This is a genomic window from Aquirufa ecclesiirivi (genome assembly GCF_011250515.1).
GTDB lineage: Bacteria > Bacteroidota > Bacteroidia > Cytophagales > Spirosomataceae > Aquirufa > Aquirufa ecclesiirivi.
This window is the reverse complement of record NZ_JAANOP010000005.1, coordinates 98399-117483: the sequence shown is the minus strand read 5'-3', so window position 1 is coordinate 117483 and position 19085 is coordinate 98399. Positions and strand designations below refer to the sequence as shown.

The 19085-nt window shown below is 40.0% G+C and carries 18 protein-coding genes; 13 read left to right on the top strand and 5 right to left on the bottom strand.

The genetic code is table 11. The features are described from left to right. The first annotated feature begins 90 nt into the window (after window positions 1-90). Window positions 91-1293, top strand: coding sequence for a pyridoxal phosphate-dependent aminotransferase (locus tag G9H65_RS08380; protein ID WP_166374897.1), 1203 nt, complete (start codon window positions 91-93; stop codon window positions 1291-1293). 80 nt (window positions 1294-1373) lie between these two features. Here G9H65_RS08380 and nhaA read toward each other — a convergent pair whose 3' ends face one another. The 3 genes from nhaA to G9H65_RS08365 are packed head-to-tail and all read right to left on the bottom strand — an operon-like array spanning window position 1374 to window position 4482. Further along, a complete protein-coding gene (nhaA, locus tag G9H65_RS08375; RefSeq protein ID WP_166374896.1) occupies window positions 1374-2510 on the bottom strand; it encodes a Na+/H+ antiporter NhaA in 1137 nt (378 codons plus the stop codon). A gap of 26 nt (window positions 2511-2536) precedes the next feature. Next, window positions 2537-3247, bottom strand: a complete 711-nt coding sequence (locus G9H65_RS08370; protein ID WP_166374895.1) for a phosphatase PAP2 family protein — start codon at window positions 3245-3247, stop codon at window positions 2537-2539. Beyond that, entirely contained in the window at window positions 3247-4482 is a 1236-nt protein-coding gene (locus G9H65_RS08365) for a peroxiredoxin family protein (protein WP_166374894.1), read from the bottom strand. Before G9H65_RS08365 ends, G9H65_RS08370 begins: the two co-directional genes overlap by 1 nt. A 124-nt stretch (window positions 4483-4606) precedes the next feature. Between G9H65_RS08365 and rsmH the strand changes: the two genes are divergently transcribed. The 7 genes from rsmH to G9H65_RS08330 all read left to right on the top strand — a co-directional run bounded on the left by rsmH (window position 4607) and on the right by G9H65_RS08330 (window position 13428). Beyond that, the gene (rsmH, locus tag G9H65_RS08360) at window positions 4607-5521 is read left to right on the top strand and encodes a 16S rRNA (cytosine(1402)-N(4))-methyltransferase RsmH (protein ID WP_166374893.1); all 915 of its coding nucleotides are present in this window, start codon (window positions 4607-4609) and stop codon (window positions 5519-5521) included. A gap of 1 nt (window position 5522) precedes the next feature. Beyond that, on the top strand, window positions 5523-5912 hold the full coding sequence (locus G9H65_RS08355) for an FtsL-like putative cell division protein (protein ID WP_166374892.1): 390 nt from the start codon (window positions 5523-5525) through the stop codon (window positions 5910-5912). Between the two features lie 3 nt (window positions 5913-5915). Next, window positions 5916-8045, top strand: coding sequence for a penicillin-binding protein (locus G9H65_RS08350; protein WP_166374891.1), 2130 nt, complete (start codon window positions 5916-5918; stop codon window positions 8043-8045). A 1-nt stretch (window position 8046) separates the two neighbouring features. After that, on the top strand, window positions 8047-9507 hold the full coding sequence (locus G9H65_RS08345; RefSeq protein ID WP_166374890.1) for a UDP-N-acetylmuramoyl-L-alanyl-D-glutamate--2,6-diaminopimelate ligase: 1461 nt from the start codon (window positions 8047-8049) through the stop codon (window positions 9505-9507). Between the two features lie 62 nt (window positions 9508-9569). After that, window positions 9570-10781 carry a phospho-N-acetylmuramoyl-pentapeptide-transferase gene (gene mraY / locus G9H65_RS08340; RefSeq protein ID WP_166374889.1) on the top strand — a complete coding sequence of 404 codons (1212 nt, stop codon included), beginning with the start codon at window positions 9570-9572 and terminating at the stop codon, window positions 10779-10781. A 13-nt stretch (window positions 10782-10794) separates the two neighbouring features. Beyond that, entirely contained in the window at window positions 10795-12036 is a 1242-nt protein-coding gene (locus G9H65_RS08335; RefSeq protein ID WP_166374888.1) for a 3-phosphoshikimate 1-carboxyvinyltransferase, read from the top strand. A gap of 120 nt (window positions 12037-12156) precedes the next feature. After that, window positions 12157-13428 carry a metal-dependent hydrolase family protein gene (locus G9H65_RS08330; protein ID WP_166374887.1) on the top strand — a complete coding sequence of 424 codons (1272 nt, stop codon included), beginning with the start codon at window positions 12157-12159 and terminating at the stop codon, window positions 13426-13428. Between the two features lie 39 nt (window positions 13429-13467). Here the strand turns inward: G9H65_RS08330 and G9H65_RS08325 are convergent, their stop codons facing one another. Continuing rightward, window positions 13468-14052 (bottom strand): DUF6580 family putative transport protein, encoded by a 585-nt coding sequence (locus G9H65_RS08325; protein WP_166374886.1) that lies wholly within the window; start codon window positions 14050-14052, stop codon window positions 13468-13470. Window positions 14053-14145: 93 nt separating this feature from the next. Here G9H65_RS08325 and G9H65_RS08320 point away from each other — a divergent pair, with 93 nt between their 5' ends. From G9H65_RS08320 to G9H65_RS08305, 4 genes are read left to right on the top strand one after another with little or no spacing between them, the layout of a single operon-like run. Continuing rightward, the gene (locus G9H65_RS08320) at window positions 14146-15279 is read left to right on the top strand and encodes a 5-(carboxyamino)imidazole ribonucleotide synthase (RefSeq protein WP_166374885.1); all 1134 of its coding nucleotides are present in this window, start codon (window positions 14146-14148) and stop codon (window positions 15277-15279) included. A 12-nt stretch (window positions 15280-15291) separates the two neighbouring features. Beyond that, window positions 15292-15780: a 5-(carboxyamino)imidazole ribonucleotide mutase gene (gene purE / locus G9H65_RS08315; RefSeq protein WP_166374884.1), complete on the top strand. Its 489-nt coding sequence runs from the start codon at window positions 15292-15294 to the stop codon at window positions 15778-15780. A gap of 3 nt (window positions 15781-15783) precedes the next feature. Then, a complete protein-coding gene (locus G9H65_RS08310; RefSeq protein WP_166374883.1) occupies window positions 15784-16437 on the top strand; it encodes a LysM peptidoglycan-binding domain-containing protein in 654 nt (217 codons plus the stop codon). Between the two features lie 10 nt (window positions 16438-16447). Next, on the top strand, window positions 16448-17446 hold the full coding sequence (locus G9H65_RS08305; protein WP_166374882.1) for a M15 family metallopeptidase: 999 nt from the start codon (window positions 16448-16450) through the stop codon (window positions 17444-17446). Here G9H65_RS08305 and fmt read toward each other — a convergent pair. Next, window positions 17436-18353, bottom strand: coding sequence for a methionyl-tRNA formyltransferase (fmt, locus tag G9H65_RS08300; protein WP_166374881.1), 918 nt, complete (start codon window positions 18351-18353; stop codon window positions 17436-17438). The two genes, G9H65_RS08305 and fmt, sit on opposite strands and share 11 nt — an antisense overlap. A 212-nt stretch (window positions 18354-18565) precedes the next feature. Here fmt and greA point away from each other — a divergent pair, with 212 nt between their 5' ends. Then, on the top strand, window positions 18566-19039 hold the full coding sequence (gene greA, locus G9H65_RS08295; protein ID WP_166374880.1) for a transcription elongation factor GreA: 474 nt from the start codon (window positions 18566-18568) through the stop codon (window positions 19037-19039). Window positions 19040-19085: the final 46 nt, after the last annotated feature.

Sequence of the window (19085 nt, the reverse complement as noted above, 5' to 3'; positions counted from 1 at the left end):
TCAATTGATTTATCAAGAAATGATTAGTTATTCCATTTAGAAAAGGGTAATTTTGCGTTCGAATTGTAAAATTAGCATTGATTATCTACTATGTCATCATCATTATTAGCTCAACGAATTCAAGCTTTAGAAGAGTCTTCCACCTTGGGAATGACTAAAAAAGCACGTGAATTAGCCGCCCAAGGTCATAAAGTTATCAGTTTATCCGTTGGAGAGCCAGACTTCAAAACTCCTGCTCACATCTGTGAGGCTGCCAAGAAAGCCATTGATGATGGTTTTCATGGATATTCCCCGGTAGCTGGTTATCCAGATTTACGTATGGCCATTGCCAACAAATTGAAACGTGATAATGGATTAGAGTGGGCTTCTGAAAACATCGTTGTTTCTACAGGTGCGAAGCATTCCTTAGCTAATGCCATTGCTGCATTAATCGATCCAGGTGATGAGGTTATCATTTTCTCTCCTTATTGGGTTTCTTATTCGGAGATGGTCAAATTAGCCGAAGGCACATCTGTGATTGTACAAGGTTCATTTGAAAACAATTTCAAAGTAACATCTGAGCAATTTGAAGCAGCGATTACACCTAAGACTAAAATGGTGATGTTTGCTTCGCCAAATAATCCTACAGGATCTGTTTATACCGAATCTGAATTACGCGATATCGCCAATGTAGTGGCTCGCCATGAGCGCATCTTTGTGTTGGCAGATGAAATATATGAGTATATCAACTTTACTCAGGGAGGTCATTTCTCCATCGGTTCAATTCCTGAAATTAAAGACCGTGTCATCACCGTTAATGGAGTTGCCAAAGGTCACGCCATGACAGGTTGGAGAATTGGATTCATTGCTGCAGCCAAATGGATTGCTGATGGCGTCGAGAAATTACAAGGTCAGGTAACTTCTGGCACGAACTCCATTGCTCAAAAAGCCGCAGTAGCTGCATTTAATGGGACATTGGATCATGCTTATGAAATGAAAGCCGCCTATGACCGTCGCCGTAAATTGGTCGTTGGTAAATTACGTGAGATTGAAGGATTTAAAGTAAACATGCCAGATGGTGCATTTTATGCTTTCCCTGATATTTCCTACTTCTATGGTAAATCAGATGGAAAAACAACCATCAATGATTCTGATGATTTCTGTAACTGGTTATTGCAAGAGGCTTTTGTAGCTACCGTAGCAGGTTCAGGTTTCGGAGCGCCGAATTGTATGCGTATATCTACTGCTGCTGCTGATGAGCAATTAGAAGAAGCTTGCGAGCGCATTAAAAATGCCGTAGCTAAATTGAAATAAGCTTATTTCTTTATAAAGAAAAAGGTTAGCCGAATAGCTAACCTTTTTTTATGCCCAATGGATTCAGCAGACTTAGGTAACTATTTCTGTTTTAGGGATTTGCTCAATATACTAAATCCGATGATCGCGGAAACCAAGGAAGCCAATAAAATACTGAACTTGGAAACGTCCACGATGGATGCTTGATTAAATGATAAGTTGGTAATGAAAATGGACATGGTAAATCCAATTCCACCTAAAAAACCTACTCCAACGATGGAAGCCCAAGATAAATCTTTGGGTAATTTGCTGATCCCTAATCGAGAAGCAATCAAACAAAATAGAAATATACCAATGGGCTTACCTAAGCTCAAGCCCGTGAAAATACCCAAACTGTAGGTTTCTAGTAGTTTGCTTGTCGTATCTGTATTTAAGATGATCGCGGTGTTGGCTAAAGCAAAAACGGGTAAAATTCCAAAGCTGACAGGCTTATGCAAAAAGTGCTGAATTTTAGTGGAAATGGAAATATGATCCCCTTTGTCAAAAGGAATAGCGAAGGCCAATAAAACTCCCGTGATGGTTGGGTGCACACCTGATTGTCCCATAAAATACCACATGGCTATGCCACCCAAAAGGTACAATGGAATGGAACGTATTTTGGCAAAATTTAAGCCACCTAACAAGGCAAAGGTGCCTAACGATAGCAATAAATTGGTCCAATTCAGTCCATTAGAATAAAAAGTTCCAATGATCACAATGGCCCCAAGATCGTCAATCACTGCCAAAGCCGTTAAAAATATCTTGAGTGATAATGGTACTTTGTTTCCTAAAAGGGATAAGATACCCAAGGCAAAAGCGATGTCTGTGGACATGGGAATAGCGCTTCCTGAAATGGTTTCTGTGCCGTAATTAAAAATAGTATAAATGATCACAGGGACAATCATGCCACCTAAAGCCCCAATGATGGGAAAAGAGGCCTCTTTGATTTTGGATAATTCTCCGATGTAGATTTCTCTTTCTAATTCTAAACCAACCAAAAGAAAAAAGATGGTCATTAAGCCATCATTAATCCAATGTTCCAATGAATGGCCCAATACATCTGTTTTCCAAAGATGATGGTAGGCATTTCCCCATTCTGAATTGGTCACATACAAGGAGAAAAGGGTACAAAAAATCAAGATAATACCACTTGATTTTTCGCTTTCAACAAATTCTTTAAATAGTTTACTAACCTTCATACATTAAACAAATGAGTGGATGTAATTTAGAAATGGTAGCTAAAGCTAGCTGCATAATAATTGGGGGCTATTCTAGGCTCCCATTGAAAGGCTTGAGATTTAGCAAAACGCTCTTTCAGTTTCGGATAAATACAATATGCTATTTCTGCTGAAGCTATACCAATGCCGGCTCCCACCAAGACATCACTCAGCCAATGTTCATTATTGGCTAAACGAAGGTAGCCAGTACCTGCGGCCAAGGTATAACCTGTTATAGCTAACCAAGGATACTCTTTGCCTAACTCTTTTGCTAAAACGGTAGCGCCGAAAAATGCGGTGGCTGTGTGGCCAGATGGAAAGGAATGTTCCGAGCCATTGGGACGAGTTTCATTGATAATACGTTTTAAACCTTGAGTACTGATGACATAGATGCCTGTTCCTACAAGGAATAAACCCAACTGCTCTTTGCCTTTGTGCTGCGCCTTAGCTCCTAATAACCTAGCCCCGATTTGAATAAGGGTAGGGCTGTACTGTAAGAAATCATCCGCAGAGCTGTGAAATGTGTGGTAGTTTTCATGATACCAAGTCAGCTGTTTATCGTGAGCGCTTTGGTTATAAAACGCAAGTCCACCTAAGGTTAAACTCAAAGGAGCTATCCATGGCTTCAGCTTGCTGCTTTTCTTTTCTTGTCCGAAACTGGCATGTTCCCTCCCAAAGAAAAAGAGGCCAACTAGAAGCAAATATTTAAAAGATGCCATTATTTCTCAGCCAGTAGGTTTTGGATAGTTTTTTCAAATTCTTGAACCCAATCCGTATAATATAAACCCGTTCCTGGTCCTGAAAAACCTGTATGTATTTCTCGGACTTTCCCTTTTTTATCGATGATAAAAGTTGTTGGGTAACCATTAAACTTATTCAACATAGGGAAAACCCGAGCAATGGTTTCATCTTCTGGGACACCTCCAAAGACAATGGGATACTCAATGCCAATTTTCTTTTTGAAATTTTCAATTTTGGGACCAGAAACAGACATTTCAGGGGAGTATTCAAAGGAAACGCCAATGACTTCCACACCTTTTGCTTTGTTTTTGGTATAAAATGGGGCTAGGAAGCGAGCTTCATCAATGCAATTAGGGCACCATGACCCCATGATTTCCACGATGACTACCTTGTTCTTGAATCGTTCATCTTGTAAGCTAATAGTTTCAGCTTTTGGGGTGGGTAGATTGAAATTTAAACGCTCGTATCCGGGTTTTAAAAAGGTTAATTTTTTCAAATCGGGTAAGCTGGCTTTGGGGTCTAAAATTCCTTTGAATTCTTTTTTGGTAGCAAATCCAGAAAATAAGGTTCCTTTGATTTCTTTTCCGCTTACTTTGGTTTTGAATAGTAAGACAAAACTGCCATCAAAATAGCTCACCAATAAGCTATCTCCTGATACGTTCCCTTGTAAAAAACGATAATCACCTGAGGTCTGTAAAATGGAACCAGTTACCTTGTTTCCTACTTGTTTGAAAACACCTACACTTGGGGTATGTTTATCATCGACAGAAATATCTACATTCCAGGTGCCACTAACGTTGACGCTTGGAGCTTTAAGTGATGTGAATCGTTCCTTGGAGCCATAGTTAGCGGAAAAGGGAAGCTGATTGACAAATTTTCCATTTCTTTTTTTGATCCAGTAACCTGACATTTTTTGTGAACCTTCTAAACGGGCTACAATTTCTGAATCATATAGATCGAAGGGTATAACTAAGGAATCGCCTCGAAAAAAGGATTCCCCTAAGAGAAAGCTTTCTGAGCCATTGATTACTTTAATGGAAAAGGTATTTTTCTTTTTACCTGGAGCTACACTGAGGTTAAAAGGAAGACCTCCTCCTTGAGAACGAAGCTCGGCTCTCCAGGGGCCCATGTGTGGATTAGATCTTGATTGAGCGGCTATATTTCCTATCAAAAAGAAAGAAAGAAAAGCTAATAATAAATAGCGTATGGTCATGATGTTGAAATGCTTGTGTGCAAAGATAGGACAAAGCTTGGCGGCTTTAAAAAAAATGCTGACAATTTCGAAAATTGATGAAATGGCCAAAGGATAATTTGTAAATTTGTTTTGAATAGACCCTATGATCGAGAACCCTTACCATACCTCCGTTTTGTTGCATGAGTGCATCGATGGATTAGCCATCAAGCCAGACGGCATTTATGTGGATGTAACTTTTGGAGGAGGAGGCCATTCCCGTGCTATTTTAGAAAAATTAGGACCCAATGGACGTTTATTTGCCTTTGATCAGGATCCGGATGCTTGGCGACAAGCAGAGAAAATCGACGATGATCGCCTGGAGTTGATTACTGCCAATTTTAGGCATATTCAGAAATATTTACGGATACATGGTATCAAGGAAGTGGATGGCATTATGGCCGATTTTGGCGTATCATCCTTTCAATTAGATGCCGCCGAACGTGGTTTTTCTACTCGATTTGATGGACCCTTGGATATGCGTATGGGGCCTTCAGCCTCCACCGATGCGGCTGAAGTGTTAAATTCCTATTCAGCAGAAAACTTGCAAAAGATTTTTGGCATGTACGGAGAGATAAAAAATGCACGAACATTAGCCCAAGCTGTTGTACAAGCGAGGACTCAAAAAGGCCTAAAAACGACGTCGGAATTCAAAGAAATATTGGCTAAATTAGCTCCAAGATCACGCGAGTTTAAGTACTTTGCTCAAGCGTTTCAAGCGGTGCGCATTGAGGTAAATCAAGAACTGGCGGTCATTGAAGAATTTTTAGAACAAGCAGCTACTTTATTGTCTCCAGGCGGAAGGTTAGTAGTACTGGCATTTCATTCTTTGGAAGACCGATTGGTAAAAAATTTCATTCGAACAGGAGATTGCCACGGGAAGGAAGACAAAGATTTGTTTGGAGTCGTACACAAACCAGTAGAATCGGTCATTCGGAAACCTATTACGGCATCCGAAGATGAATTAAAAAGAAATCCACGTTCAAGAAGTGCAAAATTGAGAATCGCAGCTAAATTATAATATGGCCAAACAAGTTTCTGATACTGAGCAAGCGCCTAAAACCTCCGTTCCAAAAGAAGGGATACTGGACCTGTTGTTCAATATGGATCCGCTAACAGGTGGTGAACTGCCTGTTAAATTGGTTTTTCGCATAGGTTTTGTAGCATTTTTGATCCTAGTATATATTTATTATTCCATGTTAGCCGATGGGAAAATCCATCAGATAGCCAAAACCAAGGCAGAATTGGAAGAGATTCGTGCGGACTATACTACTCAAAAAGCGGAATTTATGAAGATAGGTAAGCAAAGCTATTTGGCCATAGCCATGAAAAAATATGCGTTGGAATTAAGCCTAACGCCTCCTACGAAAGTCGTAATGGATCAAACTAAAGATGGCAAAAACAGCGACTAGTATATGGCAAAGGTAAAAAGACAAAATATACGCGAGATTATCACGAAGCGTTTCATCCTCTTTTTCGTTGTGGTGATCATGCTCTTTGTCGTGTTGGTTTTCAATTTATATAAGATCGTTTTTATCAATGGCGACACCTTGCGAAATGACGTATTCAATACCTACATCAAAGAAAGAAGTGTAGATGCAACCCGTGGTAACATTTATTCGGATGATGGTAGTTTATTGGCCACATCTTTGCCTAAATACCGGCTCGGTCTTGATCCTTCAGTGTACAATCGAAATGCCACCTCAGAGCAAAAATTTAAGGAGCATATCGATGAGCTAGCCAATGCATTAGCGAATTTTTTTCAGGATCATACGGCAGAAGAATACAAGAATAAGATTGTTTCTGCGAAAAAGAATGGTAAAAACTACTTACTACTAAACAACCGTTTACTCGATTTTCAAGAGCGCAAGAAAGTCGCCAAGTTTCCTTTATTTAATTTAGGCGAAGCCACTAAAACGGGGATTGTTTTTGATAAAGTTAATGTACGCTATGCTCCTTTCGGGCAAATGGCTTACCGTACTGTGGGTTATTTAAAAGATAAAGTAGCGGTAGGTATTGAAGGAAGTTTTAATGCAGAGTTGAAAGGAACACCGGGTAAAGGGCTATTTGAAAAGATGGATAAAAATACTTGGCGACCAGTAGAAGGAGGAGAAGAATCTGTTCCTAAGCCAGGTTTGGATATCTATTCAACTCTGGATATCAACATACAAGATATTGTTGAAACAGCACTGATGAAAGCCATGACCACCTATGAAGGAGATTATGGGGTAGTGATTGTGATGGAAACAACGACCGGGGAAATTAAAGCCATTTCCAATTTATCTAAGAATGCGAATTCTCCCACAGGATATTCAGAGAGCTTTAATTACGCCATTCGAGAAGCAAGAGACCCGGGCTCTGTTTTCAAATTACCCTCTATGATGGCCATGTTAGAAGAGGCAGATTTGCCTTTGGATATGCCCGTTTCAACTGGAAATGGAAAATACCATCACTACAATGGAACCATGTCGGATTCTCATCCCATGGGAACCATTTCGGTAGCCCAAGTGATCGAAAGTTCTTCCAACGTAGGAACCATGGTGCTCATGAAAAAAGTATTTGCCTCGAAGCCAGCCAAATTTTATGATTATTTGAGAAAGTTTCATTTAATCGAGTCATTACATTTTCAAATTCAACCTAATCCTAGGCCGAATTTCCCTGTTCCTGCCAAATGGGATGCTTTTCAATTGCTTTGGTCTTCGGTAGGTTATTCTACGCAGTATTCTCCTTTGCAGCTAATATCCTTTTACAATGCGATTGCCAATAATGGCTACTGGGTACAGCCAATCATTGTCAGTAAAGCTACCCGAGCAGATGAAGTGGTGATTGATTATCGTGCCAGTCAAGTAAGAGATCAAACTCCTTTATGTTCGCCCAAGACTCTAGAAAAAATTCAAAGTATGCTGGAGGGAGTCGTGACCAAAGGAACCGCAAATAACATTAAAGGTACTTCGTACGGAATAGCTGGTAAAACGGGTACTGCTCAGAGAATCATCAATGGGCGTTATATTCCAGGTAAATATTATACTTCGTTTATTGGGTATTTTCCTGTTAAAAAACCTAAATACACCATTTTAGTATCGATTGATAATCCGCAAGGACATGCGGAAGCCACGTATGCTAGGCAAGTAACAGCCCCTGTTTTTAGGGAAATTTCAGATAATATTTATTTACGCGACATGAAGTTGCATCGTAAATTAGCAGGTACCATCCCTGATTCATTAAACAAAGCCTCCTTGAGCCATACGGTTCATCCTATGGATCAATCCATTTTGTATTCCAATTTTGGTTTGCCCAAAGTAGAAGAAGATGGTAGTTGGTTACAGTTTAAAATGGATAAGCAATTGGTGGAAAACACTCCTTTAAGTTTTCCAGCCAAAACCGTTCCCAATGTAGTGGGGATGAATTTAAGAGACGCAATTTTCACATTGGAAAATAGAGGACTTAAAGTGAAAGCCAATGGTTTAGGTACGGTGGTCAGTCAATCTGTACCAGCTGGAAGTCCCACCAGAAAAAATCTATTATTACAAATTCAACTTCAGTAGCATGGCATCTGTTCAGACCTTATTTCAATCGATTCCTGTTGTTCAACTAACAGGTGAAGATCAGTCGGTTGGGATGTTGTGTTTTGATTCAAGAAAAGCACAAGCAGGTTCCTTGTTTTTTGCATTGCGAGGCACCCAAGTAGATGGCCACCAATTTTTGCCCCAAGTGTATGAGCAAGGATGTAAGGCCTGGGTCGTGGAGCAATTACCCTCATCGATTCCCTCCGATGTGATTTGTGTTCAAGTGAAGGATAGTAATGAGGCCTTGGCTTTAGCGGCAGCAGAGTTTTATGGTCATCCATCCAAAGAATTGAAATTGGTTGGTATTACGGGGACCAATGGTAAAACAACGAGCGTTACCTTATTATTTGAGCTTTTTCGCAAATTAGGACATCGCTGCGGTTTAATTTCAACGGTACAAAACAAGATCGAAGATCGGATAATTCCAGCTACCCACACAACGCCAGATGCATTAAGCCTCCAAGCTTTATTGAGAGAAATGAAGGAGGAGGGTTGCAGCCATGTATTCATGGAAGTAAGCTCTCATGCTGTTGTTCAAAAACGCATTTTTGGAGTACAGTTTTGTGGAGCCATATTCTCCAACATAACTCGAGATCACCTAGATTTTCATGAGACATTTGATGCCTATATAGCGGCTAAAAAAGGTTTTTTTGATGCTCTTCCTGCTTCCGCTTTTGCCTTAACGAATGTAGATGATAAGCGGGGGATGGTGATGTTGCAAAATACCAAAGCTAAGAAATACACGTACGGATTATTGAATGCGGCTGATTTTAAAGCCAAGATTATCAGCAATGGATTGTCGGGATTGCAATTAGAGATGAATGGACAGCATCTTCATGCTCAGTTGATTGGGACATTCAATGCATATAATTTATTGGCCATTTATTCGACAGCCATCATTTTAGGGGAAGACCCAATCGAGGTCTTGATTCAAGTGTCTAGCTTGAAAACAGCTCCTGGAAGATTTGAGCAAATGGCCGGTAGTCATCATAAAATGGCCATCGTTGACTATGCTCATACGCCTGATGCCTTAGAAAATGTGTTGAAAACCATTCAGGCAATTCGGTCAAAAAATCAAAAAATCATCACTGTTGTGGGTTGTGGTGGGAACCGTGATTCCGGGAAAAGACCTATCATGGCGGCCTTAGCGGCTAAGTTCTCGGATGCTTTTGTACTTACCTCCGATAATCCCAGAAAGGAAGATCCTGAATTGATTTTAGATCAAATGGAAGCGGGATTAAGTGAAGAAGATAAAGTGAAAATGACGAGGTTGGTCGATCGGAAAGAGGGTATATTTTATGCCATTCAGCATTTAGCAAGTCCTGGAGATATTATTTTAGTAGCAGGAAAAGGGCATGAGACCTACCAAGACATCCAAGGCGTTAAATATGATTTTGACGATAAACAAGTCATTCAGGAAGCATTTGAGGCTTTGAATTAATTTGTACATCGATGTAAAATTTTGCATTTTTGTTTTTAGTATCTAATCCAAATTTCAGGAATATGTTGTATTACCTTTTTGATTACCTAGACAAGCAATGGAACATTCCGGGAGCAGGGGTATTTCAATATATTTCGTTTCGGGTATTTTTGGCAATCATCACCTCCTTGGGGATTGCGGCTATTTGGGGGAAGGCCGTCATTTATCGATTGCAAAGGCTTCAAATTGGAGAGGAAATTCGTGATTTGGGATTGGAAGGTCAAATGCAAAAAAAAGGTACCCCGACCATGGGAGGCTTTATCATTTTATTATCTTTGATTATCCCCACCTTGCTTTTTGCTAAAATAACCAACGTATATATTGTACTGTTATTGACTTCTGCTATCTGGTTAGGTGCGGTGGGTTTTGCAGATGATTACATTAAAGTATTTAAAAAGAACAAAGATGGCTTGTCGGGCCGTTTTAAAATAGTTGGTCAGATTGGACTAGGGATTATTGTTGGCTTAACGATGTATTTCAATGAGCACATCAAAGTTAGACTATTTTCCAAAGTAAGTGTATTAGCAGACGGGACTACCTTGCAATCTTATACAGATCATAAGTCATTGATGACCACAGTTCCTTTTTTGAAGAATAACCAGTTCGACTACAACATGTTATTGCCCGACTTTATCCCAGATCATTATGTTTGGGTAGTCTATGTCTTGGTCGTTATTTTCATTATTACGGCGGTTTCCAATGGAGCCAATATTACTGATGGATTAGATGGATTGGCAGCAGGGACTTCCGTGATTATCGGTTTGACCCTGGCTATTTTGGCTTATGTATCTGGAAATAAAGTTTTCTCTCAATATTTGAATGTCATGTTCATCCCCAATTCGGGAGAGCTAGCTATTTTTTGTGCGGCTTTCGTAGGAGCTTGCATTGGATTTTTATGGTACAATGCCTATCCAGCTCAGGTTTTTATGGGAGATACAGGAAGTTTAATGTTGGGCGGAGTAATTGCAACGCTGGCCATTGTTATCCGTAAAGAGATGTTGATCCCCGTATTATGTGGAATCTTTTTAGTAGAAAATATGTCCGTTATTATTCAAGTGGCTTATTTTAAGTATACCAAACGAAAATATGGAGAGGGGAGGCGCGTCTTTTTGATGTCACCTCTGCACCACCATTTTCAAAAGAAAAATTACCATGAAGCTAAAATTGTTATCCGATTCTTAATTGTGGGTATTATTTTAGCTGTTATCTCACTTGTCACTTTAAAATTGCGCTAAGCGCTACCTAGTTTTGAGTCAAATTCGCCTATTCCCAAGAAACAAATCTTTTCAAGAAATCATACCATTACCGGCTTCTAAGTCGGAAAGTAATCGTGCTTTGATCATCAATGCCTTAGCAGGTGGAGCATTATCCAATGTTTCGAATTTGGCGGAAGCGAGAGATACCCAAACCATGATTCGCTTATTGTCAGAAAATGGGGAGGTGGCTGATGTATTAGATGCAGGTACGACCATGCGTTTTTTGACTGCCTATTATGCTATTAAGGGCCAAAAGAAAAAAATGACAGGTACACCGCGTATGTGTGAGCGTCCGATTGGTATTTTGGTTGATGCTTTAAGAGGCTTAGGAGCAGATATCAATTACCTGAATAAAGAAGGTTATCCGCCCATGCAATTGAATGGCTTTAGCTATGCGGGGAATCGGAATTTATCCATTCGGGGAGACGTAAGTTCGCAGTTTATATCTGCTATTTTGATGTTAGCTCCCTTGTTGCCAGACGGTTTGGAATTGACTATTACGGGTTCATTGGGTTCAAAACCTTATGTTGAAATGACTTTGGCTCAAATGAAACATTTTGGTATTCAAGCGGAGGCAGATTGGTATAAATCGTTGATCAATATACCCGCACAAAGTTATCAAGTGAATCCCTTTGCTGTAGAATCAGATTGGTCTGGAGCCAGTTATTGGTATTCCATGGTTGCTTTATCGCCCTTTGAAGATGCATCCTTGGAATTATTAGGTTTGAAAGAGAATTCACTGCAAGGCGATTCGGCTATTCAACATATCATGGCCGAAATGGGCGTGAAAAGTACCTATACGGGTAGAGGATTTTTATTGACCAAATGCGAAGCTAAACCAAGTTTGGCATGGGATTTTACTGATTGTCCCGACTTAGCTCAAACTATTTGTGTGGTGGCTACAGCCAAAAACATACATTTAACATTAACGGGGATTGAGTCCTTGAAGGTAAAAGAGACGGATCGCGTGTTGGCATTACAACAAGAACTAAAGAAGATTGGAGGAAATTTAGTCGAGGTGGAACCCTGTTTGAAATATGAATTATCGGGTGCCTTGACCATGCATGAGCAAGTTGCTCCCGAATTTGAAACCTATGATGATCACCGCATGGCCATGGCTTTTGCTCCGCTAGGACTGTTATCTGAAATAGTTATTCATGAACCAGGTGTAGTGGCTAAATCGTATCCAAGCTTTTGGTCTCATGTAGATAAAATATTGGATTCCAAGGAATAAGTATTTTGGATTTCTTGATCTAGATAGTACGATTTTATCCTTTTTCACTTAGATTTGACAACCTTTGGAAGGTTGTCAAATCTACGCACGACAAGGGTGAAATTGCTAAATCAACATCCTATGAAAAAAATCTTACTTATTCTATTGTGGGCAGTTCAGCCTATACTAGCTCAAAAAACCATCATTCATTGTGGTAATTTAATTGATGTGAAAACATTGAAGGTCTTACCTAAAATGTCCATTACCGTTCAGGGAAAAAAGATTGTCAGTGTTTCATCCGGTTTTATCAATCCAGAGAAGGGTGATCAAGTCATTGATTTGAAAAGTAAAACCGTGATGCCGGGTTTAATCGATATGCACGTTCATTTACGAAGTGAAACCAACCCCAATGCCTATTTAGACCGATTTGTGAAAAATCCTGGTGATCAAGCTTACCAAGCTTTGGTCTTTGGAAAGAAAAACCTGATGGCAGGTTTTACCACGGTTCGGGATTTGGGAGGATTAATAAGTATCAGTTTGAGAAATGCCATCAATAATGGCTTAGTAGAAGGTCCAAGAATATTTGCAGCTGGTGTAGCCATATCTACCACAGGAGGTCATATGGATGGAACCAATGGCGTAAACCAATATTATACCAAAGATTTAGGTCCGGAAGAAGGTATTGTCAATGGAGTTGATGATGCTCGTAAAGCAGTTAGACAACGCTACAAAGAAGGTTCAGATGTCATTAAAATTGCTTCTACTGGAGGGGTTTTGAGCTATGCCAAAGATGGTATGGGTGCTCAATTTACTGTAGAAGAAGTGCAGGCCATAGTGCAAACAGCTAAAGATTATGGCTTTAAAGTAGCGGCTCATGCCCATGGTGCAGAAGGCATCAAACGTGCCGTTTTAGGGGGAGTAAGCTCCATCGAACATGGAACTTATATGACGGAGGAAATTATGGAATTGATGAAAAAGCATGGGACTTATTATGTGCCTACCGTTATAGCTGGTCGATCTACCGCTGATTCAGCCAAAATTCCCAATTATTATCCAGAAATGGTTCGTTTGAAAGCTTTGGCTATCGGTCCCATGATTCAGTCTACTTTTGGTAGAGCTTACAAGGCAGGGGTGAAAATTGCCTTTGGGACGGATGCCGGGGTATTTGGCCATGGCAAAAATGCCCGTGAATTTGAATTGATGCATGAAGCAGGTATGCCCGCACTAGAAACCATTCAATCCGCAACCGTCAATGCAGCTGATTTATTGGGACAAAGTGATATGTTAGGATCCATTGAACCGGGTAAATGGGCTGACATCATTGCGGTAGAAGGGAATCCTGCAGAAACCATTCAGTCAATGAGCCGAGTGAAATTTGTGATGAAAGAAGGTAAGGTGTACAAAAACGAATAAATGACCTAGCATGGGCAGGCTATTCATGCTTGCTCATGCCTATCGTAATGCGGGAACTTGTTTTTTTAGTAATTCAAATCCTCCAAAGAAAATTCCTGAAAATAGGAATTGACTTACCAAACTGTTTTTCAGGAAAGGCAATCCCATGGCATAGCATTGCATTAAGCCATTCCAATCTTTCGAGTACACTAATTCGTCACCTACCACCGCCGAACCTAGGCTGGGCATGTTCACCCAAACAGCGAAGTTGGATAGTAAAAAGAAGCCAATAACTGCCGCTAAATTGGAAGTCAGGAAGTTTAATGCAGTGATTTTGTTTTTCAACATATAGGTTCCTAATAAAGAAATCCCCACAAAAAGCGACATGTGGATAGGAGCAAAGCCGAAGGAGAAACCATCGTAGTATTGAGGGTAAACTAAGTTATTTAAAACTAAGTTAGCCAGCCAAATACTTAAAATAGTCCAAGAAATAGATTGAGATTTGCTGCTAAAATAAGCTCCAGCAAATAAGGCCATGGATGTAATCGGCGAAAAATTAGCCCACGCTGGTCCTGCTAATATTAAAAGTCGGCTAGCTACAGCTAGCAATAAAATGCAAATGAGGGTAAGCGTTCTTTTCGACATTATCTTAAAATTTGAAAGAATCTAATTTGGACTAGGAAAATAATTTCCAAAGGTAAAACAAAAGCCGTAATTTTATCCATTCGAAAGGAATTTATGTATCAGGACTTGCCAAAAATTGGATTATTAGGAGGAGGACAGTTAGGCCGCATGCTTTTGCAAGCAGGCATCGATTTGGATTTCCAGATTTCCTGCCTTGATCCAGATCCTGAAGCGCCTTGCCATCGGTTGGCACATGAATTTACACAAGGGTCATTTCAAGATTTTGATACCGTCTATCAATTTGGTCAGTCGCAAGATTTAATCAGTATCGAGATAGAACATGTCAATATTGATGCTTTAGAGAAATTAGCCTCCGAAGGGAAACAGGTGTATCCTCAGCCTCATTTGTTGCGCATGATTCAGGATAAAAGAACCCAAAAGCAGTTTTTTCAACAATATGGATTTCCTACGGCCGACTTCCGATTGATTGAGTCGAGGGATGAAATAAATCAGCATCTTGATTTTTTGCCAGCCTATCAAAAGCTGGGTAAAGGAGGATATGATGGGAAAGGAGTTCAATTGATTGCGAATGCTTCACAAATTGCGGAAGGATTTGACGCTCCTGGTTTATTGGAAAAGGCAGTTGATTTTGAAAAAGAATTAGCCGTTATCGTGGCTAGAAATATACATGGAGAAGTGAAGGCCTTTCCAGCCGTGGAAATGGTTTTTCATCCAGTTCAAAATTTGGTCGAGTTTTTAATTTCACCAGCCGCTATTTCCAAAGAAATCGAAGCCCAAGCAGTAGACATCGCTACTCGATTAATTCAAGAAATGAAAATGGTGGGTTTATTGGCCGTGGAAATGTTTCTGACTAAAGACGGACAAGTCCTAATCAATGAAATAGCCCCTCGTCCGCATAATTCGGGTCATCAAACGATACGAGCCAATGCAACTTCACAATATGAGCAGCATTTAAGAGCCATCGCTGGTTTGCCTTTGGGGGACACTTCTACCACGGTATTTGCTGGGATGTTGAATCTCTTAGGGGAAGCTGGATATACAGGAAAGGTAAAATATGCAGGTTTGTCCGAAGCATTAGCTATTCCAGGCGTTTATCCATTTTTATATGGGAAAAAAATAACGAAACCATTTCGCAAAATGGGGCACGTCAGTATTATAGGAGATAGTCGAGAAGAAGTAGAGGAAAAAGCCAATCAAGTAAGAAAAATCATTCGTGTTATTAGTTAAGCAGCAATAGATATGGTAGGAATCATCATGGGAAGTAGTTCAGATCTTTCGGTTATGCAAGATGCAATCGAAATCTGCAAGGAATTTGGAGTAGCTTATGAAGTAGATATTGTATCTGCTCACCGTACTCCAGTTAAAATGCTTCAGTATGCACAAACTGCCAAAGAACGGGGTGTTCAAGTCATCATCGCTGGTGCTGGTGGAGCGGCACATTTGCCAGGAATGGTTGCTTCAGCTACCATATTACCAGTAATTGGCGTTCCAGTGAAATCATCCAATTCCATTGATGGATGGGATTCAGTTTTGTCCATATTACAAATGCCCAATGGGGTTCCCGTAGCCACGGTGGCATTGAATGCCTCCAAAAATGCGGGAATTTTAGCCGTTCAAATGTTGGCCATTTCAGATGAAACATTAGCTCAAAAATTGCTCACATACAAGCAAGATTTAATTGAAAAAGTGGCTGAAATGAGCCAAAAAACAAAATCCAATTTGTCATAATACATGAAAAATCCTTTTTCATTCATCAAAGATAGTTCCACCGCCAAGCTTCCATTCATCACGTTGTTGATCTTGTTAGCCACCTTGGCAGGATTACTATTGGTGGGCTATGAACATTTTTTAAGCCCTACTTCCGAAGAGTTGGTGAAAGCAGAAAAGCTAAAAATGGAAGAGGATGAAACTTTATTAGATGATCCTACTCCCATTATCATTGATTCCACGGATGATTCGGAAACAACCGTAGCTTCAAGTGACCAAGGAGATTCCGCCGTCTCGGCCCAACAAGATTTAGAAGCTCAAAAAAAGGAAGCCGAAGCAGAAAAAGTACCTGAGGCAGAATCTTTGAAAAATGTAGGAGGGAAAAGTCATGCTTATACGGTTGAAAAAGGGGAAACATTTTTTGGTATTGCCAATCGTTTTGGACTTAAACCAGACCAGCTGAAAGCTCTTAATCCTGGAGTAGATCCTAATGGAATCAAGGTGGGAATAACCAAGTTAAACGTCAAAATTCAAACTATTCATACTGTAGGTCCAGGTGATGTCCTTCGCGTGGTAGCTGAGAAATATGGAGTTTCCAAAAAATCATTGATGGAAGTAAACCATAAAGATCAAGATCTTACTTTACGTGGAGAACAGCTGATTATTCCTTTACATTAATTTCCTTTTCATGCGGAAAGCACTAATTCTCGTATTTCTGAGCATTATTTCCTGTGCTGCGTATTCGCAATCCCCAATAAGAACTTGTCAAACTTCTCGATTAGACAGCCTTCAATGGAAAGATTTGGTCTGGATGTTTTCCCAACAAGATAGTATCTCAAACCTTGAACCATATCAAAATTTAACTCTCATTCTCGAAGATGCACAAGGCATTCGAACGGAGAAGACATTTCAGTCGGATAGTACTTTTCGGATGAATGATTCGGTGGATGAATATTTAGCTCAACGTGTTCTGATTGACAAGCCTGATCTTACTGCATTTTGGGCATTGGAATTGGAGGACGATATACGTTTATTTAAATCTTTGAAGGATAGTTTACATACTAAATTCAAGTTTCGGCAGTATGCCATGCGCTATTCTTCGGAAACACGCTCATTAAAACAGCAATTATCCTTGCAAAAACGAGGTCGATCTAAGATAGCTTTGTCCATGCATAATTTTAGCCTAGCTGCCGACGTGGCCATATACCGGAAGAAGCGGTATTTGAAACGAGGTATCATGTATGATAAAATGGGTGCTATCGCCAAGGATCTCGGACTTTATTGGGGGGGCGATTTTGTAGGATTCCCCGACTTAGGTCACATTCAAGCCTTCAAGAACTCTGCTGCATTACTTCGACAGCATCCCAATTTGGCATTTGAGTTTGAGCATTTTAAAAGTAATTATGAACAAATTTATATTCAAAAAGCGAATCTTAGTCGGGTAGATTTAGTTCAGGACACGCGTGATTTATTGGAAGCCATGAATGAATTTCGCATGATGCAGCCATGTCTATGTGAAATAGCGCGACCCATTCCAGAAAGTGCACGTTATTGGATGGAAAGCTATCAGCAAAATCCCAAACCTAGAATTCATGTGAATGTAAAAGAGCAATGGGCTTATGTGCAGCGCGGAAACAATGGGTATTTTTTTCCTTTAGGTCGTTGGAAGCCTCAAGCTAAAATGTAAAAGAATAACCTCTTAAAAAATCAGCTATTTTCATCCGCTTTTTCCCTTCCATTTGCCATTCCAAAATCTGAATGTAGCCGTCGGCACATCCTACCCTTAAATAGGTCTTTTGGTCTGAATCCCAAACGCCAATACCTAAATCAGGTATTATTTCAGGATGAAATTCTATATGAATTAGTTTGCAGTTTTTACCTTGAAACTGCGTATGTGATCCTGGGAAAGGATGCATTCCACGCACTAAATTGACAATTTCTTTACCTGTTTTTGACCAATGGACTTCCCCGGTAGCTCGGTGTAATTTCGGAGCGGGCTTCATATCACCCGTCATGATTTGTGGCTGTGCTTGAATCGTATGGTCTTGAATAGCCTTGGCCGTTTTTACGACAAGTTGAGCTCCTTTTTTCATCAAACGCTCATATAAATCTCCAGTAGTGTCTACAGGCGAAATCGCTTCTTTTTCTTGAAATAATAAATCTCCTGTGTCGATTTCATGCTGTAAGAAAAATGTAGTGACACCTGTTTCTGTTTCACCGTTAATGACTGCCCAGTGGATGGGAGCTGCACCTCGGTAATTGGGTAAAAGCGACGCATGGAGATTAAAGGTCCCCAAAGGCGGCATGTTCCAAACAGATTCAGGTAGCATGCGAAATGCAACAATCACCTGTAAGTCAGCTTGATATGACTTTAGCTCTTCTAGGAATTCGGGATCTTTTAATTTGAGGGGTTGTAAGACAGGTAAATTTTTACTTTCAGCAAATATTTTCACCGGGGAAGCTTGAATTTGTTGGCCTCTACCTGCAGGTTTATCAGGGGCTGTCACTACGGCTGCAACCGTAAAATTAGCGTCCATTAAAGCTTCAAGGCTAGCAACAGCAAAATCAGGAGTTCCAAAAAATACAATGCGCATATGTAATTGGTCAATAATTCGGATATTCGAAATGATTTGGGAATCTCTCAGCTTTTTAATTACCTTTGCAAGGCAAAATAAACCGAATTACGTGTTATTTATAAAATATTTATTTTAGGAACGAATCCGAAACAAAACTACGAATAAATTAAGTAGAACGGTCGGAGGCCGTTCTATTTTGTTTTTATCACCCTTTAGAATTAATAAAGCATATGGCAAAGTTACAATATTACACTGCAGAAGCCCTAGATAAGTTAAAGGCGGAATTGCATCACTTGAAGATTCAAGGTAGATCCGATATGGCCAAGCAAATTGCTGAAGCGCGTGATAAAGGTGATTTAAGTGAAAATGCTGAATACGATGCTGCTAAAGATGCTCAAGGATTGTTGGAGTTGAAGATTTCCAAAATGGAAGAAATTGTAGCCAATGCACGTGTGTTAGATGAATCGACCATTGATTTATCCAAGGTGTCTATCTATTCCATTGTTCAAATTAAGAATACCAAATCAGGTGCTGTCGTAACTTATACGATTGTTTCAGAAGAAGAGGCTGATTTGAGGGCAGGGAAAATTTCGGCATCCTCACCATTTGGTAAAGGATTGTTGGGTAAGAAAGTGGGGGATTTAGCTGAAATCCAGGCACCAGCAGGTAAAATGGAATTTGAAATTATTTCCCTTACTCGTTAATATAATCACATTCAAATCTTGAAATCCCAATCAAGCGATTGGGATT

Bases quoted from the DNA above. Each gene is read 5' to 3' on its own strand.
- G9H65_RS08380 (WP_166374897.1), top strand. From the start codon at position 91: ATGTCATCATCATTATTAGCTCAACGAATTCAAGCTTTAGAAGAGTCT.
- nhaA (WP_166374896.1), bottom strand. From the start codon at position 2,510: ATGAAGGTTAGTAAACTATTTAAAGAATTTGTTGAAAGCGAAAAATCA.
- G9H65_RS08370 (WP_166374895.1), bottom strand. From the start codon at position 3,247: ATGGCATCTTTTAAATATTTGCTTCTAGTTGGCCTCTTTTTCTTTGGG.
- G9H65_RS08365 (WP_166374894.1), bottom strand. From the start codon at position 4,482: ATGACCATACGCTATTTATTATTAGCTTTTCTTTCTTTCTTTTTGATA.
- rsmH (WP_166374893.1), top strand. From the start codon at position 4,607: ATGATCGAGAACCCTTACCATACCTCCGTTTTGTTGCATGAGTGCATC.
- G9H65_RS08355 (WP_166374892.1), top strand. From the start codon at position 5,523: ATGGCCAAACAAGTTTCTGATACTGAGCAAGCGCCTAAAACCTCCGTT.
- G9H65_RS08350 (WP_166374891.1), top strand. From the start codon at position 5,916: ATGGCAAAGGTAAAAAGACAAAATATACGCGAGATTATCACGAAGCGT.
- G9H65_RS08345 (WP_166374890.1), top strand. From the start codon at position 8,047: ATGGCATCTGTTCAGACCTTATTTCAATCGATTCCTGTTGTTCAACTA.
- mraY (WP_166374889.1), top strand. From the start codon at position 9,570: ATGTTGTATTACCTTTTTGATTACCTAGACAAGCAATGGAACATTCCG.
- G9H65_RS08330 (WP_166374887.1), top strand. From the start codon at position 12,157: ATGAAAAAAATCTTACTTATTCTATTGTGGGCAGTTCAGCCTATACTA.
- G9H65_RS08325 (WP_166374886.1), bottom strand. From the start codon at position 14,052: ATGTCGAAAAGAACGCTTACCCTCATTTGCATTTTATTGCTAGCTGTA.
- G9H65_RS08320 (WP_166374885.1), top strand. From the start codon at position 14,146: ATGTATCAGGACTTGCCAAAAATTGGATTATTAGGAGGAGGACAGTTA.
- purE (WP_166374884.1), top strand. From the start codon at position 15,292: ATGGTAGGAATCATCATGGGAAGTAGTTCAGATCTTTCGGTTATGCAA.
- G9H65_RS08310 (WP_166374883.1), top strand. From the start codon at position 15,784: ATGAAAAATCCTTTTTCATTCATCAAAGATAGTTCCACCGCCAAGCTT.
- G9H65_RS08305 (WP_166374882.1), top strand. From the start codon at position 16,448: ATGCGGAAAGCACTAATTCTCGTATTTCTGAGCATTATTTCCTGTGCT.
- fmt (WP_166374881.1), bottom strand. From the start codon at position 18,353: ATGCGCATTGTATTTTTTGGAACTCCTGATTTTGCTGTTGCTAGCCTT.
- greA (WP_166374880.1), top strand. From the start codon at position 18,566: ATGGCAAAGTTACAATATTACACTGCAGAAGCCCTAGATAAGTTAAAG.